At 71.7% G+C, this 13676-nt stretch carries 15 protein-coding genes; 7 read left to right on the forward strand and 8 right to left on the reverse strand.

Annotated elements, in window-relative coordinates:
- Positions 1 to 14 precede the first annotated feature (14 nt).
- Entirely contained in the window at positions 15 to 848 is an 834-nt protein-coding gene (locus tag ACH35V_RS18725) for an SDR family NAD(P)-dependent oxidoreductase (RefSeq protein ID WP_395973840.1), read from the reverse strand.
- 198 nt (positions 849 to 1046) lie between these two features.
- Between ACH35V_RS18725 and ACH35V_RS18730 the strand changes: the two genes are divergently transcribed.
- Together ACH35V_RS18730 and ACH35V_RS18735 are read left to right on the forward strand one after the other, a co-directional pair.
- Positions 1047 to 1523 (forward strand): SgcJ/EcaC family oxidoreductase, encoded by a 477-nt coding sequence (locus ACH35V_RS18730; RefSeq protein ID WP_395973841.1) that lies wholly within the window; start codon positions 1047 to 1049, stop codon positions 1521 to 1523.
- A gap of 120 nt (positions 1524 to 1643) precedes the next feature.
- Positions 1644 to 2867, forward strand: coding sequence for a cytochrome P450 (locus ACH35V_RS18735; protein WP_395973842.1), 1224 nt, complete (start codon positions 1644 to 1646; stop codon positions 2865 to 2867).
- A gap of 69 nt (positions 2868 to 2936) precedes the next feature.
- Here ACH35V_RS18735 and ACH35V_RS18740 read toward each other — a convergent pair whose 3' ends face one another.
- Positions 2937 to 3416: a mannose-6-phosphate isomerase gene (locus ACH35V_RS18740; RefSeq protein ID WP_395973843.1), complete on the reverse strand. Its 480-nt coding sequence runs from the start codon at positions 3414 to 3416 to the stop codon at positions 2937 to 2939.
- Positions 3413 to 4069 carry a TetR family transcriptional regulator gene (locus tag ACH35V_RS18745; RefSeq protein ID WP_395973844.1) on the reverse strand — a complete coding sequence of 219 codons (657 nt, stop codon included), beginning with the start codon at positions 4067 to 4069 and terminating at the stop codon, positions 3413 to 3415. Before ACH35V_RS18745 ends, ACH35V_RS18740 begins: the two co-directional genes overlap by 4 nt.
- Before the next feature lie 166 nt (positions 4070 to 4235).
- Here ACH35V_RS18745 and ACH35V_RS18750 point away from each other — a divergent pair, with 166 nt between their 5' ends.
- Positions 4236 to 5318 (forward strand): isoaspartyl peptidase/L-asparaginase family protein, encoded by a 1083-nt coding sequence (locus ACH35V_RS18750; protein WP_395973845.1) that lies wholly within the window; start codon positions 4236 to 4238, stop codon positions 5316 to 5318.
- Between the two features lie 22 nt (positions 5319 to 5340).
- On the opposite strand, the gene ACH35V_RS18755 is transcribed toward ACH35V_RS18750, so the two are convergent.
- Complete coding sequence (locus tag ACH35V_RS18755) at positions 5341 to 7716, reverse strand: ATP-binding protein (protein WP_395973846.1); 2376 nt, start codon at positions 7714 to 7716, stop codon at positions 5341 to 5343.
- A gap of 439 nt (positions 7717 to 8155) precedes the next feature.
- Between ACH35V_RS18755 and ACH35V_RS18760 the strand changes: the two genes are divergently transcribed.
- Positions 8156 to 8437 carry a hypothetical protein gene (locus ACH35V_RS18760; RefSeq protein WP_395973847.1) on the forward strand — a complete coding sequence of 94 codons (282 nt, stop codon included), beginning with the start codon at positions 8156 to 8158 and terminating at the stop codon, positions 8435 to 8437.
- A gap of 66 nt (positions 8438 to 8503) precedes the next feature.
- Here the strand turns inward: ACH35V_RS18760 and ACH35V_RS18765 are convergent, their stop codons facing one another.
- Together ACH35V_RS18765 and ACH35V_RS18770 are read right to left on the reverse strand one after the other, a co-directional pair.
- The gene (locus tag ACH35V_RS18765; protein ID WP_395973849.1) at positions 8504 to 9151 is read right to left on the reverse strand and encodes a DUF4360 domain-containing protein; all 648 of its coding nucleotides are present in this window, start codon (positions 9149 to 9151) and stop codon (positions 8504 to 8506) included.
- 625 nt (positions 9152 to 9776) lie between these two features.
- On the reverse strand, positions 9777 to 10046 hold the full coding sequence (locus ACH35V_RS18770; RefSeq protein ID WP_395973850.1) for a hypothetical protein: 270 nt from the start codon (positions 10044 to 10046) through the stop codon (positions 9777 to 9779).
- A 222-nt stretch (positions 10047 to 10268) separates the two neighbouring features.
- Here ACH35V_RS18770 and ACH35V_RS18775 point away from each other — a divergent pair, with 222 nt between their 5' ends.
- Genes ACH35V_RS18775 through ACH35V_RS18785 form a run of 3 tightly spaced genes read left to right on the forward strand, consistent with a single transcriptional unit; the run spans position 10269 to position 12377 of the window.
- On the forward strand, positions 10269 to 10631 hold the full coding sequence (locus ACH35V_RS18775) for a MarR family winged helix-turn-helix transcriptional regulator (protein WP_395973852.1): 363 nt from the start codon (positions 10269 to 10271) through the stop codon (positions 10629 to 10631).
- Between the two features lie 26 nt (positions 10632 to 10657).
- Entirely contained in the window at positions 10658 to 12082 is a 1425-nt protein-coding gene (locus ACH35V_RS18780; RefSeq protein ID WP_395973854.1) for an MFS transporter, read from the forward strand.
- Positions 12030 to 12377, forward strand: a complete 348-nt coding sequence (locus ACH35V_RS18785; RefSeq protein WP_395973856.1) for a DUF1330 domain-containing protein — start codon at positions 12030 to 12032, stop codon at positions 12375 to 12377. The genes ACH35V_RS18780 and ACH35V_RS18785 overlap by 53 nt, the downstream gene beginning before the upstream one ends.
- Positions 12378 to 12422: 45 nt before the next feature.
- On the opposite strand, the gene ACH35V_RS18790 is transcribed toward ACH35V_RS18785, so the two are convergent.
- Together ACH35V_RS18790 and ACH35V_RS18795 are read right to left on the reverse strand one after the other, a co-directional pair.
- Positions 12423 to 12932 (reverse strand): hypothetical protein, encoded by a 510-nt coding sequence (locus ACH35V_RS18790; RefSeq protein ID WP_395973857.1) that lies wholly within the window; start codon positions 12930 to 12932, stop codon positions 12423 to 12425.
- Positions 12933 to 13111: 179 nt separating this feature from the next.
- Entirely contained in the window at positions 13112 to 13627 is a 516-nt protein-coding gene (locus ACH35V_RS18795) for an Lrp/AsnC family transcriptional regulator (RefSeq protein ID WP_395973858.1), read from the reverse strand.
- Between the last annotated feature and the right edge of the window lie 49 nt (positions 13628 to 13676).

Here is a 13676-nt window from a genome sequence, read left to right on the forward strand (position 1 = left end):
TCAGGCGCCCGGCCTCACCGGCCGGGTTCGGCGGCGTCGACGGGGATGCGGCCCGCCGGCAGCAGCTCCATCATGGCGGGGCCGGTGTCGTAGGCCGTCACTCCCCCGTCCACCGTCAGGCAGGTCCCGGTCACCATCCTGGACGCGGGGCCGGCGAGGTACACCACGGCCCCGGCCAGATCGTCCGGCTCCCCCCACACGCCCGCCGGGACGGATCGGATCAGCTCGTCCGCCAGCTCGGGATTGGCCGCGAAGCCGCTGGTCAGCCGGGTCCTGGTCCAGCCGGGCGCGATCGCGTTGACCCGCACCCCGGACGCGGCCCACTCGACGGCGAGGGTGCGCGTCAGCGAGATGATCCCGGCCTTGGCCAGCGCGTAGATCGACAGCATGGGCGTGCCGTTGTAGCCGCCGACCGAGGCGACGTTGATCAGGGACCCGGAGCCGCGGCCGGTCATGTGCCGTCCCACCGCCCGGCAGAAATGGAGCACCGATTCCAGATTCGTGCGCAGGAGCGTGGACCAGTCGTCGGGATCCAGGTCGAGGAAGGGCGCGATGACGGGGAACCCGCCCGCGTTGTTCACCGCGATGTCGAGCTTCCCGAATTCGTCCACGCCCGCCGCCACCGCCGGCTCGATCTGCTCGGGACGGCTCACGTCGCAGGTGAGCACCAGCGACGTGCGGCCGAGCGCCTCGATCTCCTTGGCGACCTCGGCCAGCGCGTCCTCGCTCCGCGCGAGAACGGCGACGTCGGCCCCGGCCTCCGCGAGCCCCAGCGCCACCGCCCGCCCGATCCCGCGGGACGCCCCCGTGACCAGCGCGCTCTTGCCGTCCAGGTCGAATCTCCGCATCGCCCCTCCTCGCCGGATGCGCCGAAAAAGGCCGCCGTATTCCTTTCGGCGACGCGGTGGCAGCGTGACACGGCCGCCGCCCGGCCGGCACCTTCCATAGTGCGGACGCCCCAGAGTTTCTTCGCAATTTCAAATATGCGGGGCTCAGGCGCGACGTGACAGGGTCGTTCTCGAAACCTTCTGAGAGAGGGAGAACTCGTGGCCGACACGATCAGCACGTCCGCGGTCCGCTCCTACGAGACCAAGATCTCCGTCCGCCAAGAGGACGCCGCCGCCATCCTCTCGATCGTCAAGCGACTGGCCGCCTCGTGGGGCGACAGCGACGCCGACACGCTGGCGAAACTGTATGCGGACGACGCCCTCGTGGCCCTTCCCGGCGACGTTTTCCTCCGCGGTCGGGGCGAGATCCGCGACTGGATGGCGGGCGCTTTCGGCGGCAAGTGGAAAGGCACCCAGGTCCTCGGCGTGCCCCTTGAACTCAGGTATCTGGGCGACGGGCTGATCGTGATGTTCTCGCACGGCGGCGCGTACAAGCCCGGTGCGGCCGAGGTCACGGCCGACGACTCCATCCGCGGCCTTTGGGTATTCGCCGAGCGGGACGGCGAATGGACGATCGTCGCCTACGAGAACACGCCCGTCCGGGCCACCATTCCGCTTGCGCAGGCGGGCCGCTGAATCTCGCCGTCGCGATCTGACGGTCCACCGCGTCGCCGATCACGCGCGGGACGGCGAGCCCAGGGCCGGACCGGGCGCCGCTCCGCGTGAATTCCGTCCGTCCCTCAGCGGAGGTGTGCAATGGAGACCGGAACGCCCCCCGTCGTGATCGACGCCACCGGCGGTGACCTGCACGGCGAGGCGGCCCGGCTGCGGACGCTCGGCCCCGTCGTCCGGGTGCTGCTGCCCGGCGGCGTGGCGGCGTGGTCGATCAACGACCACGAGACGGCCTGGAAGATCTTCGTGGACCCGCGCGCGGCCAAGGACCCCCGGCGCCACTGGCCCGACTTCATCCGGGGCGTCATCGGCGACGACTGGCCGCTCATCAGCTGGGTCAGGATGGACAGCATGGCCATCGCCGACGGCGCGGACCACCGCCGGCTCCGCGGGCTGATCTCCCGCGCGTTCACGCCGCGCAAGGTGGCGGCGAAGCGGCCGATCATCGAGCGGATCGTGGCCGAGCTGCTCGCGGACCTGGACCGGACCCCGCCGGGGACGGTGGTCGACCTCCGCGAGGCGTTCGCCTACCAGCTGCCCGCCCGGATGATCTGCGAGCTGTTCGGGGTCCCGGAGCGGTCCCGCGCGGACGTCCTGCGCGGCGGGCAGGTGGCCGTCTCGACCACCCTCACCCCCGAGGAGGCCGAGGCCAACCTGCGCGGCTGGCAGCACGCCCTGCACGAGCTGGTCGAGTCCAAGCGCGCCGCGCCGGGCGAGGACATGACCAGCGACCTCGTCCACGCCCGGAGCCGCTACGGCGTCGAGGTCAGCGACTCCGAGCTGGTCGGGTCGCTGTTCATGGTGTTCGGCGCCGGGTCGGAGACGGTGATGAACCTGCTCGGGACGGCGATCGTCGCCCTGCTCACCCACCCGGACCAGCTCGAAGAGGCCATGTCGGGGAGGCTGCCCTGGGAGGACGTGGTCGAGGAGACGCTGCGGGCCGAGTCTCCGATCGCGCACCTGCCCCTGCGCTACGCGACCGAGGACATCACGCTGGGCGACGTGACCATCCCCAAGGGCGACCCGATCACGATCTGCCTGGCCGCCACGGGCCGCGACCCGGCCCGGCACGGTGAGACTGCCTGCCGGTTCGACAGCGCCCGCTCCGGCAAGGAGCACCTCTCCTTCGGACACGGGGCGCACTTCTGCCTCGGCGCCTCGCTGGCCAGGCTCGAAGCGACGATCGCCCTGTCCGCGCTCTTCGCACGCTTCCCTGACCTGGCGCTCGCCGTCCCGGCCGATCAGATCAAGCCGCAGCAGAGCTTCATCATGAACGGGCCCGCGGCCCTCCCCGTCCGCCTCAGGTGAACGACGAGGCCCCGTCCGGCCGTCGCGCCGATGCCGGGCTCGTGGACCGCCCCTGCCGCCGGCGGCGGGTCAGGCGCGGCCGTACTCGTCTTCGAGGCGTTCGATGTCGTCCTCGTCGAAGTGGCCGAACGCGATCTCCATGACGCGCACCGGCGGGCCGTCCGAGCCGAGCCGGTGCGTGTCGCCGGCGCGGATCAGGACCCGCTCCCCCACCTCTGGCAGGATGCGCCGCCCGGCCACCTCGAACACGGCGCCGGGGTCGAGCGCCACCCACAGCTCGTCGCGGTCGCGGTGCCGCTGCAGGCTGAGCCGCTGCCCGGCCGCCACGTGGATGATCTTCACGGTGGACGGCTCGTTGAGCGTGAAGCGCTCGAAGCTCCCCCACGGCCGCCGCTCGGTCTCCACGGCGGGCTCCGGCCGCGCGGCGGGCTCCGGCCGCGCGGCGGGCTCCGGCCGCGCGGCGGGGCCGGGGCGGGCGGCGGGGTCGGGGCGGGCGGCCGGCTCTGGGCGCGCGTCGGGCTGCGGGCGGGCGTCGGTCTGCACAGTCACCTCGGGGATCGTGGGTCGTCGGACGGCTGCGGGCCGCGGGCGCCGGACGCGGCGGCCGGGAGCCCGCCGAGGACGAGGTCGGCGAGCCCGTCCACGACGGCCTCCCGCGGCACGTCCGCGTCGTGGTCGAGCCACCAGTCGCCGGCCGTCTGCACCATGCCGACGATCGCATGGCCCCACACGTAGGCGCGGGTCCGGTCCGTCATCTCGCCCTCGGCGATCATCACCTCGGCCAGCTCCCGGCTGACGTCGCGGATCATCGTGCTCATCGCGCTGTGCGTCGCCGTGTCCTCCGCGCTGGCCCGGTGCATCAGGAAACGGTAGAGGTTGAGGTTCTTGGAGATCGTCGCCAGGTAGGTGTCGATGGTGGAGCGGGTCCGCGCCCGGATCGGGTCGTCGCGGGAGAACTCCTCCCGGATGCCGTCGATCAGCTTGCGGGTGTGCCGTTCGGCCAGCGCCTGGTACAGGCCGCTCTTGTCGCCGAAATGGCGGTAGAGGATCGGCTTGCTGATCCCCGCCTCCGCGGCGATCGCGGCCATGGACGCCTCCGGCCCCTCCCGCTGGATGACCCGGTCGGCGGCCTCCAGGAGGGCGCGACGCCGTCCGGGATCGCGCCCGGCCCCCGGCGCCGTCCCGCCCCCCGGTCTCGTCATGGACAGCACGGTATCGGCGGTGTTACCCGGTGACAACACGTCCTGGCCTGCACGGAAGACGCGCCCTCACGCCCCTGTCGGCGATGGATGCCCGGTTTGGCAGGAATTGCGGGTGTGGCCGTCACGCGCCCGGGGACGACCAAGGTCATCACCGAGGAGGTTCCCGATGCCGTCCCCCATGCGTTCCCTCCTGATCTCCGCAGGCCTGGCCGCGCTCGTCGCCGGCCTGCCGGGCTCCCAGCTCGCCGCGGGCGCCGCGGCCGTTCCCGCGCAGGCCCCGCCGCCGGGTCCGGGCGTGCGCGGGGTCGTCCTCGCGGTGCACGGCGGCGCGGGCTCCCTGCCGCGCGGCAGCCTGACGCCCGAGCAGGAGAAGGCCTACCGCGACGGGCTCACCAGAGCCCTCCGCACCGGCTACGAGCTGATCAAGGACGGGAAGCCGGCGCTCGACGCGGTCGAGAAGGCAGTCAACGTCCTGGAGGACGACCCGAACTTCAACGCGGGCAAGGGCGCGGTGTTCAACACCGACGCCGAGCACGAGCTGGACGCCTCCATCATGAACGGGAAGGACCGCAGGTCGGGCGCGGTGGCGGGCGTCCACCACACCAAGAACCCGATCTCCCTCGCCCGGATGGTGATGGAGAAGTCGCCGCACGTCTTCATGGCGGGGAAGGGCGCCGACGACTTCGCGCTCCGCAACGGCGTGCCGTTCACCCCCCAGGACTACTTCTGGACGCAGCGCCGCTGGGACCAGCTCATGGCCGCCAAGGGCAACCCGCCCGCGACGGCGGCCGCGGGCGCGAAGCCCCAGCGGTCCGAGGTCGGCGGGACGGTCGGCGCGATAGCCCTGGACGGCGACCGGGACATCGCGGCGGCGACGTCCACCGGCGGCCTCACCAACAAGCAGGTCGGACGCGTCGGCGACTCCCCCGTCATCGGCGCCGGGACGTACGCCGACAACCGCACCGTGGCCGTCTCCTGCACCGGCACCGGCGAGGTGTTCATCCGCGGCGTCGCCGCGCACGACATCTCCGCCCTCATGGAGTACGCGCGCATGCCCGTGACGAAGGCGGCGGCGACGGTCGTCAACCAGAAGATCACGGCGCTCGGCGCGACCGGCGGCGCGATCGCGCTGGACGGCAAGGGCACCCTCGCCGTGCCCCACAGCACCAAGGGGATCATCAACGGCTACGTGACCGAGGACGGCGAGATCAAGACGAGGCTCTACGACGACGAGACCCCGCCCGAGTAGCCGATCCGGCCCTCTCTCCTCGTCAGGCGTTCTGGGCGGTGATCCAGGTGGCGATCTGCGCGCGCGAGGAGAAGCCGAGCTTGGCGAGGATGTGCTCGACGTGCGAGTCGGCGGTGCGTTTCGCGATCGTCAGCCGCTCGGCGATGGCGCGGTTGGACAGGCCCTCGGCCACCAGCGCCGCGACCTCCAGCTCGCGGCTGGTGAGCGGGCCGCCCGCCTCCGCCGCGGATGAGGAGGCGGCGGCGCCGGACGGGGTCTCGCCGAGCGCGTCCTCGATCGCGTCCGTGAGGGGGAGGCGCCCGCCCTCCTCCAGGGCGGTGCGGTACCGCTCCTCTCCGAGCGCCTCCATGGCCTTGCCGGTGTGGATCTCCCGCAGCAGCGCGTGATGCGGGCCGAACCAGGACGTCTGCGTGAACTCGCGCAGCCGGTCGGCGGCGCCGAGGAGTCTGATCGCGCGGGTCGGCTCGCCCCGGCTGGACAGGCACGCGGCGATCGCCTCCAGCGCCAGCGTGATGCCGAGCCCGTCGTCCAGGTCGCGTTTGATCCGCAGCGACGTGCGCAGCCGCTCCAACGAGGCGTCGAGGTCGTCGGCGAGCCACAGCGCGATGCCGCAGACGAGCATCCCGTAGGAGCGGACCCACAGCTCGCCGCTCTCCGCACCGGCGCGCACCGCGCGGTCGGCGTGGTCGACGGACGCGGCGAAGTCGCCCTTGAACAGGTGCGCCACGCCGCGGAAGACGTCGATGAGCAGGACGAGCACGTCGTCCTGGCCGGACTCGCGGTACAGGCCGTCCGCCGTCGTGAGCAGCCGCAGCGCGAGGTCGAAATCGCCCGTGAACAGGGCCAGGATGCCCTGGCCCGAGTGGGCGAGGGCGATGCCGCTCCGGTCGTCGTCGGCGCGGCCCTGGGCCAGCGCCCGGTCCAGCAGCTCGCGGGCCTCGTCCAGATCGTTCTGGAGGGTCGTCATCAAGGCGGCCGCCGCGAGGCAGCCGGACCAGCCCGCGCCCGTGGTGTCGCGGGTCTCCAGCACACGCTCCGCCCACTGCCGGCCCTCCCCGAGCGTCCCGCGCAGCGCCCAGAACCGGCCGAGGGACTCCATCGCGTCCTGGAGCAGCTCCGGCTCGGCCGTCGCGACGCCGTCGCCCAGCAGCGCGCGGATGTTGCCGCGCTCGCAGTCGAACCAGTCGAGCCAGCGGGCCTGGGCCGCGCTCGGCAGTTCCGTGCGGGCGCGGTGGAGCAGCCCGGCGTACCAGGCGAAGCAGCGGCGGCGGAGCCGGTCCGCGCCGCCCAGCTCGGTGAGGCGCTCCGCGCCGTACTCGCGCAGGGTGTCGAGCATCCGGTAGCGGGCCTGGCCGCCGCGGTCGGCGCGCTGCGCGATCGACTTCTCGACCAGGCCCGTCAGGGCCCCGACGACCGCCTCGGGCGGCAGGCCGTCGCCGGCGCAGACGTTCTCGGCGGCGTCGAGGTCGAAGCCGTCGGCGAACACCGACAGGCGCGCCCACAGCAGCCGCTCCTCGGCGGAGCAGAGCTCGTGGCTCCAGTCGACCGCGGCGCGCAGCGTCTGGTGGCGCCGCACGTTCGTGCGCCTGCCCCGGACCTGGAAGAGGTGGGTGCCGAGGCGGCCGAGCACCTGGTCCAGCGAGAACGCCCGCAGCTGGACGGCGGCGAGCTCGATCGCCAGCGGGATGCCGTCGAGCCGGTCGCACAGCCGTGCGGCGGCGTCGCGGTTGCCGTGGGTGAGCGTCCAGCCCTGGACGGCCGCGGCGGCGCGCTCGGCGAACAGCCTGACGGCGTCGTATTCCGCGCCGTCCGGGAAGCCGTCCGGGAGGCCGTGCGCGAGGGCGTCCGGGAGGCTGTCGGGGAGGCCGTCCGGGAGGCGGTGCGCGGCGGGACCCGGGCGGCCCAGCGGCGTGACGGGGACGGTGTGCTCGCCCATCACGTCCAGCGCCTGCCGGCTGGTCGCGAGGACGTGCAGCCCGGCGGCGGCCTCCAGCAGCGCCTCGGTCAGGATGGCGCACTCGTCCAGCAGGTGTTCACAGGTGTCGAGGATGAGCAGGACGCGGCGGTCGGCGAGGTGCTCGGCGAGGCGGGCGGCCGCGTCGCCGTCCTGCTCGGTCACCCCGAGCGCGTCGCAGATCGCCTGCGCCAGCAGCGACGGCTCGGTGAGCCCCGAGAGGCCGACGAAGTACACCCCTTCGCCGAACGCGTCCCGCACCAGGGTCGCGGCGCGGACCGCGAGCCTGGTCTTGCCGACGCCGGCGGGCCCGATCAGCGTGATCAGCCGGTGCTCGTCGACCAGCCGCCGGAGCCGACCCAGCTCCGCGTCCCGGCCGATGAAGCTCGTGAGCTCCGCGGGAAGCCGTCCGGTCTGTCGTTCGAGCGTCGCCTGCCGCGCCACGGCCGCCTCCGAGTCAGCTCCCGCCGGAAGCCCGGCTACCACGAGACATCCTGGATTGTATTCGCATCGCCACGCAGAGCGATCATGATCGTCAGATTCTCCGCGTCATTCGGTCGGGGAGAAGGACCGTCCCGCGACCGGCCCCTCAGTCTCGGTAGCCGACTTCGGTGTATTGACCGATGCGCGACGGACACGGCCCCACCAGGATGGGCACCGGCCGCGGGGGCATGCGGTCCTTTGCTCGGAGGGACGAGGCCGTCTACGTAGGACGTACGAGAGGGCCTTTATACGGCGTGCCCCGCGCGGTCCGCCGAGCCGGCGGGCCGGGGACGAGATCGCGGGGGGACCGGCCCGCCGGAAGCGACGGGCGGAGCACGCCCCCCGGGCGGCAGGGACGGCGCGGCCGGCGGGGCGGCGCGTCCGGAAGGGAGCAGGCCCGATGGCGGCCAGAACTGACGGCACGAGCGGTGATCTCTACAGCTGGGACGTCCAGTGCCGGGACGCGAGGCGCGCCGGGCCCGGCGGCGTCAGCGCCGACCGGCAACGGGCGGTGGACGCTCTCGCCGAGGCCCTCTCCGGCGAGCGGACCGGCGCCTCGGGGGTGGTGTGGGCCGTCCGCCTCAACCTGGGCCGCGATCCCGGGTACTTCTACGACGGTCTCATCGCCAACGGCTTCCGCGACCCGCGGTCCGGCGCGGTCACCGTCGAAGCGGCCCGCTGAGGCGGTGGCGGAACCAGGCCGCGCCCACGTCCGGCGAGGACGTGGGCGCGGGCTGTTCATCGCGGGTCAGCTGGCGGGGCACTTCTTCCAGGCGAACTGGTAGACGGTCCGCACGCTTCCGTCTGCGGAGTCGAAGGACATGAAGCTGGTCTCGTCGCCGGAGGCGTTCTCCACGCGCAGTTCGGTGTTGATGTTGAAGTTGCGGGTCTCACCGCACGGCTTGAAGACGAGCTCGGCCACCGGGGTCCGGTCGGTGAACTGCCAGTTGCTGGAGTACTTGCCCTTGATGGTGTGGCTGACCGGCGTCGTCTGGGACATGCCCTGGTGGTAGTAGTTCGCGCGCTCCGTCCCGGTCGCGCCGGCCGCCAGGTGCGCGAAGCCGCGGTAGTCGGCGCTCGCGATCGCGTAGGTGAATCCCTGCGGGATGTGCACGGACAGGGCGAGCTGGCAGTTCTTGCGGAAGTCGGTGGGCTTGGAGTCGCCGCCGGCCTGCGCCATGTAGTCGCTGTAGGTGACGGTGAACGCGGTGTTGTCGCTCGAGGGGGCGACGGCGGCGGTCCCGGCGGGGCAGCCGGAGCCGTTCACCGTGAGGACCTCCATGGTGATCTTGCCGGGGGGCGGCGGGTCGTCCGACGCCGACGCCGACGGGGCCGCGGCCACGGTCAGCGCGAGTGCGGACAGGCATGCCGCCGAGGCGGTGACACCCTTGCGCATGGTCTTTCTCCTTCTGGTGGGGGTTACACGGGGTTAAAAGGAGTGATGCAGCTCGGTCCGATGCCGACGTTCCGCTCCCGGCGCTCGGCTTCCCACCGGCACGCTCAGTGCAGCGCCGGTCGCCGTCGTAAACGCCATAAGAATGGTGCGTGATCGCCTTTGATCCGCCGGCGTCCCCGGAATCGGCGGCCGACCTCCGGTCCGTCTTCCAGAGCGCGACCGCGGCGGTCCGTCGACGGTCGCGCATCGGCTACCACGACAGAACCGGTCGGGCCGTCGCACATGCGATTCCTTTTCGCTGGAATTCGATGCTCTCCGAGGCGGCAAGCAGGCGATTGCCCGGCAATTCGTTTCCATTCAAACATTCGCCGAATGAAGGCGGCGCCGGGAACCGAATGAAGCTTAACCACAACGCCCGGGAATCTCAATCATCAGTCTTTAACTTCGCTATACTTGAATAGAATAGGAGAAACGGGCGTGAACCGTTCCATGTGATCAACGCACATCGAACACGCGATGAATTTCCACCACGGAACGTTCCATTGCCCCGATGCCGTCTAACGGCCCACGAACGGCACTCGAAAGAGCCCGGGGCGAGGGGGCCGACGGCGCCTCGCACGCGGCGTCACGGCGTCCTGCCGAAGACCGCCGAGAACGATCGCCCCGCCGGGCACCCGACGGCGAAGGCACCGGCCGCGGCCAGCCGGGACGGGCTATGGCACGGACGGCGGAGCACGACCCCGCCCCGCGGGAACGTCAGCGGACGGCCAGCCCGGTGAAACGGGATCGGCTGGTCCTCGAAGAACGGCGGCGCTTCCAGTTCTCGCAGGCGTGCGTACGCCGCCATCCGCATATCAGGGGGCAGCGCCCAGAACTCCAGGTCCGACAGGTCCACACCGGCCGTCCGCGGCCGCTCCGCTTGGGGTCTTCACGCCGCCGCGAACGCGTTGTGGGTCAAGTGTCGCCGAACCCTGATCGGGAGATGCATAAAGGATTAATATAAATCTGCTATGCTTCAAGCGTGAGTCGCCAAGGTACCGCGCGCGGCGCTTCCGATGCCATCGGGTCAGCCCTCTACGGTCTGGCCACGAGGGCCGTGAGACGCCTTCCCCGCGACATGAGCCTGACGTCCGCCGCCACCTTGGCCACCCTGGACAAGACCGGCCCGCGTCGGATCACCGATCTGGCGGTGGCCGAGGGCGTCACCCAGCCGGCGATGACCGTCCTGGTCCGGGTGATGGAGGAATCCGGGCTGGTCGAGCGGAAGGGCGATCCGTCCGACAAGCGGGTCACGCTGGTCTGTCTGACCGAGGCCGGCGCGTCGTACGTCCGGACGCGGCGCCAGGCGGGCGTCGACGCGTACGCGCGGTTGATCGACGAACTCACCGGTGACGAGGTCGAGGCCTTGGCAGCAGCCCTTCCGGCCTTGCTGCGTCTGGCGGAGCTCGAAAGCCACGCCCGAGAGGAACCGGGCCGGTGACCGCGGCCCAGGATCATGACCAGCCCGTGAGTACTGCCCTGATGCGTTCCGAGGCACGTCTGCTGGTCCCCGCCCTGATATTCATCGCCCTGGTCGTGGCGGCGGTCGCCAGCCTCGGGACGCCGCTCATCACCAGCGTGGCGACCACGTTCCACGTCTCCCTCGACAGCGCGCAGTGGACGCTGACCATCGCCCTGCTCAGCGGCGCCGTCGCCACACCCGTCCTCGGCCGGCTCGGGGCCGGTCCGCACCGGCGGGTCACGATTCTCGCCACGCTGGCGATCGTCGTCGTCGGCAGCGCGCTCACCGTGCTGCCGCTGCCGTTCGCCTGGCTGCTCGTGGGCAGAGCGGCCCAAGGCGTCGGACTCGGTCTCACGGCGCTGATGATGGGCGTGGCCCGCGACCATCTTCCCGAGGAGCGCGGCGCGGCCACGATCGCCCTGATCTCAGTGGTCTCCATCATCGGAGCCGGCGTCGGCTACCCGCTGGCCGCACTGCTCGCCGAGTTCGGCGGACCGCGGGCCGCCTACGGCCTCGGCCTGCTCGTCACCGCCATCGCCTTCGTGACCGCGTGGCGCTCCATGCCCGCGGCTCCCGAAGGCCGCTCCGCTCACGTGAACGTGGCCGGCGCGCTCGTCCTGGCGGGTGGACTGCTCCTCGTCCTGTTCCTGGCCGGGGAGAGGAGCCTGTGGAGCCGACACCTCGCCGTGGCGGTGACCCTTGCCGTCGCCGCCGTACTCCTGCTGTGCGTCTGGACCGTTTCCGAACTGCGAACCAAGACGCCTCTGGTGGACGTCCGGGCGGTACGGCACCCGGCGGTCGCCGGGGCGAACATCGCCATGCTCGTCGGCGGGAGCGGCATGTACCTCCTGCTCACGCTCATCACCCGCTACGCGCAGACGCCGCACAGCGCCGGCTACGGCTTCGGACTGACCACCTTCGTGGCGGGGCTGGTCCTCATCCCGTTCTCCGTGCTGGGGTTCGTCGCCGGCAAGCTCACGCCGCGGGTCCGCGAACGGATCGACGGGCCCCTGCTCCTGGCCGGCAGCGCCGCCATCGTCGGCGGCGGGTTCGTCCTGTTCGCGGCGGCCCGGTCCAACCTGGCCGAACTGCTCGCGGCCATGGGCGTGCTGGGCTTCGGAGTCGGCAGCTTCTCGGCCGCCATGCCCGGCGTCATCCTGGCCGTCACGCCCAAGAGCGAGACGTCGAGCGCCATGAGCTTCAACTACGTCGTCCGCAGCGTCGGGTACTCCCTGGGCAGCGCCATCGGTGGTCTGGTCCTGGCCGCCGGCACCACCGCCGGCCGCCTCTTCCCGAAGGACGGCGCCTACACCACCGCGGCGCTGGTCGGCGTCGCCGCGATGGCGATCACGACGATGACCAGCCTCGCCCTCGCCCTTGCCCGCCGACGCTCACCCGAGACCAATCCGATCACAGCCCCAGCCGGTTGATCGAACCGTCCGACTGGGTCAGCGCCTACCGCACCATTGCGGACACCGAGAAGCTGGCTGCCTACAACAAGCTGGCCGGTCCAGTCGTCGAGGCCGCGGGGGGGCGGCTGCTCGCCCGCGGCAGCCGGGGCGTCGCACACGACGCCCCGGAATCGCCGAGCGCACCGTCCTGGTCGAGTTCGACAGCTTCGAACAGGCGGTCGCCGCACACGCGAGTGCGGCTTACCAGGAGGCGCTGGCCGCACTTGCCGACGGCGTCGAGTGCGACTTCCGCATCATCGAAAGCCTCGACTGACGATCGATGCTGCGTCGGCGACGAACACGAAGCCGACTGCGGGGATCACCCCGGCTCGTCAGCGCGCCGCACCGTCGCGAACAGGGTCAGGCCAGCGGCATCGGCGGTGACGTCCAGTCCAGCGACGGTTCCCGGCGGCGCGGCGGCATGGACATCGGCCTCGATGTCGGCGCAGGTGCGTTCGACGAGATACCAGCGGCCGATGTGGGTCATCAGGGCGGCGTAGGGACTCGGGGTCGCGATGCCGGAGAAGTAGAACGTGCTTCCGGGGCGGCACAGCCGGGACAGAGTGGTACGGATCAGGGCTCGAGCGGAGCGTTCTTCGAGGTAGTCGAAGAGGCCTCCGGCCAGGAACAGGTCAAAGGGGCCGCGGTCGGCGGCCAAGTGGGCGACGGTGCGCAGGATATTGCCGGGGGCCGCGGCGGTCTGGGCGCAGGTCACGGGCGGCAGGCGTGCGAGGGCGTCGGGGTCGACGTCGTTGAGGACCAGGCGGTCGGCGAGGTGCAGGAGAGCCGGGTCGACTCGGCGCAGGTCGGCGGCGCCTCCGGACGCCATCAGCAGGAAGCGGCGGCCGGTGACGCGCGCTCAGGCCCGTGGTCAAGGAGGTGGCCCCTTTCGCCCTGGGCTTGTGCTGACCGGCCGGTTAGGCGGCGGCGTCTCTGGTCTGGTCTGCCCGGCGGTTGCTGGTGACGGTGACGCCCGTCACCTGTTTGGTCTTCTCCTGGGTCTTGCCGCTATGGGCGCCGGTCTTGTGGTCGATAGGGCTGTAGTGCGGGTAGCGGGAGGGTCAGGCCGGTCTTGATGGTGTCGAAGGCGACCAGGGTCTCGTAGCGCCTGACGTTGTCGTCGGCCTTGAACAGGCGGTCGCCGAGCCGGCTGCAGTCGCGCATGCTCCGCGCGGCTAGGACGACGACGTAGTCCCATGGTCCCGCGACCCGGTAGCACTGCTGGACCTGCGGGTCCGAGCGCATCCGGTCGGAGAAGGTCCGGTGGTGCTCGAAGGATTCCTGGGCCAGGGTGACCAGGACCGTGGCCAGGACGGTGGGCCCGAATCGGTGCGGGTCGAGGACGGCGACCTGCCTGGCGATGAGGCCGTCCTTGCGGTAGCGGGCGATCCGCCGCTGGACGGCGCTGGGTGAGAGCCCGACCTGTTCGCCGAGGTCGTGCAGGGTGCGTCCGGCATCGTGCTGGAGGAGGTCCAGCAGCAGGCCGTCGATCTCGTCCAGACGGAGTGGCGGCGGTTCGGGCATGCAAGATTATTGCGCTGCGGCGCGAGAATTCTCAATCGCTTCGATCGGG

The sequence above is a fragment of the Actinomadura sp. 1N219 genome (genome assembly GCF_044326405.1).
GTDB lineage: Bacteria > Actinomycetota > Actinomycetes > Streptosporangiales > Streptosporangiaceae > Spirillospora.

Excerpts from the sequence above, each read along its gene's own strand:
- ACH35V_RS18725 (WP_395973840.1), bottom strand. The coding sequence starts at position 848 with ATGCGGAGATTCGACCTGGACGGCAAGAGCGCGCTGGTCACGGGGGCG.
- ACH35V_RS18735 (WP_395973842.1), top strand. The coding sequence starts at position 1,644 with ATGGAGACCGGAACGCCCCCCGTCGTGATCGACGCCACCGGCGGTGAC.
- ACH35V_RS18745 (WP_395973844.1), bottom strand. The coding sequence starts at position 4,069 with ATGACGAGACCGGGGGGCGGGACGGCGCCGGGGGCCGGGCGCGATCCC.
- ACH35V_RS18750 (WP_395973845.1), top strand. The coding sequence starts at position 4,236 with ATGCCGTCCCCCATGCGTTCCCTCCTGATCTCCGCAGGCCTGGCCGCG.
- ACH35V_RS18760 (WP_395973847.1), top strand. The coding sequence starts at position 8,156 with ATGGCGGCCAGAACTGACGGCACGAGCGGTGATCTCTACAGCTGGGAC.
- ACH35V_RS18765 (WP_395973849.1), bottom strand. The coding sequence starts at position 9,151 with ATGCGCAAGGGTGTCACCGCCTCGGCGGCATGCCTGTCCGCACTCGCG.
- ACH35V_RS18775 (WP_395973852.1), top strand. The coding sequence starts at position 10,269 with ATGAGCCTGACGTCCGCCGCCACCTTGGCCACCCTGGACAAGACCGGC.
- ACH35V_RS18790 (WP_395973857.1), bottom strand. The coding sequence starts at position 12,932 with ATGGCGTCCGGAGGCGCCGCCGACCTGCGCCGAGTCGACCCGGCTCTC.
- ACH35V_RS18795 (WP_395973858.1), bottom strand. The coding sequence starts at position 13,627 with ATGCCCGAACCGCCGCCACTCCGTCTGGACGAGATCGACGGCCTGCTG.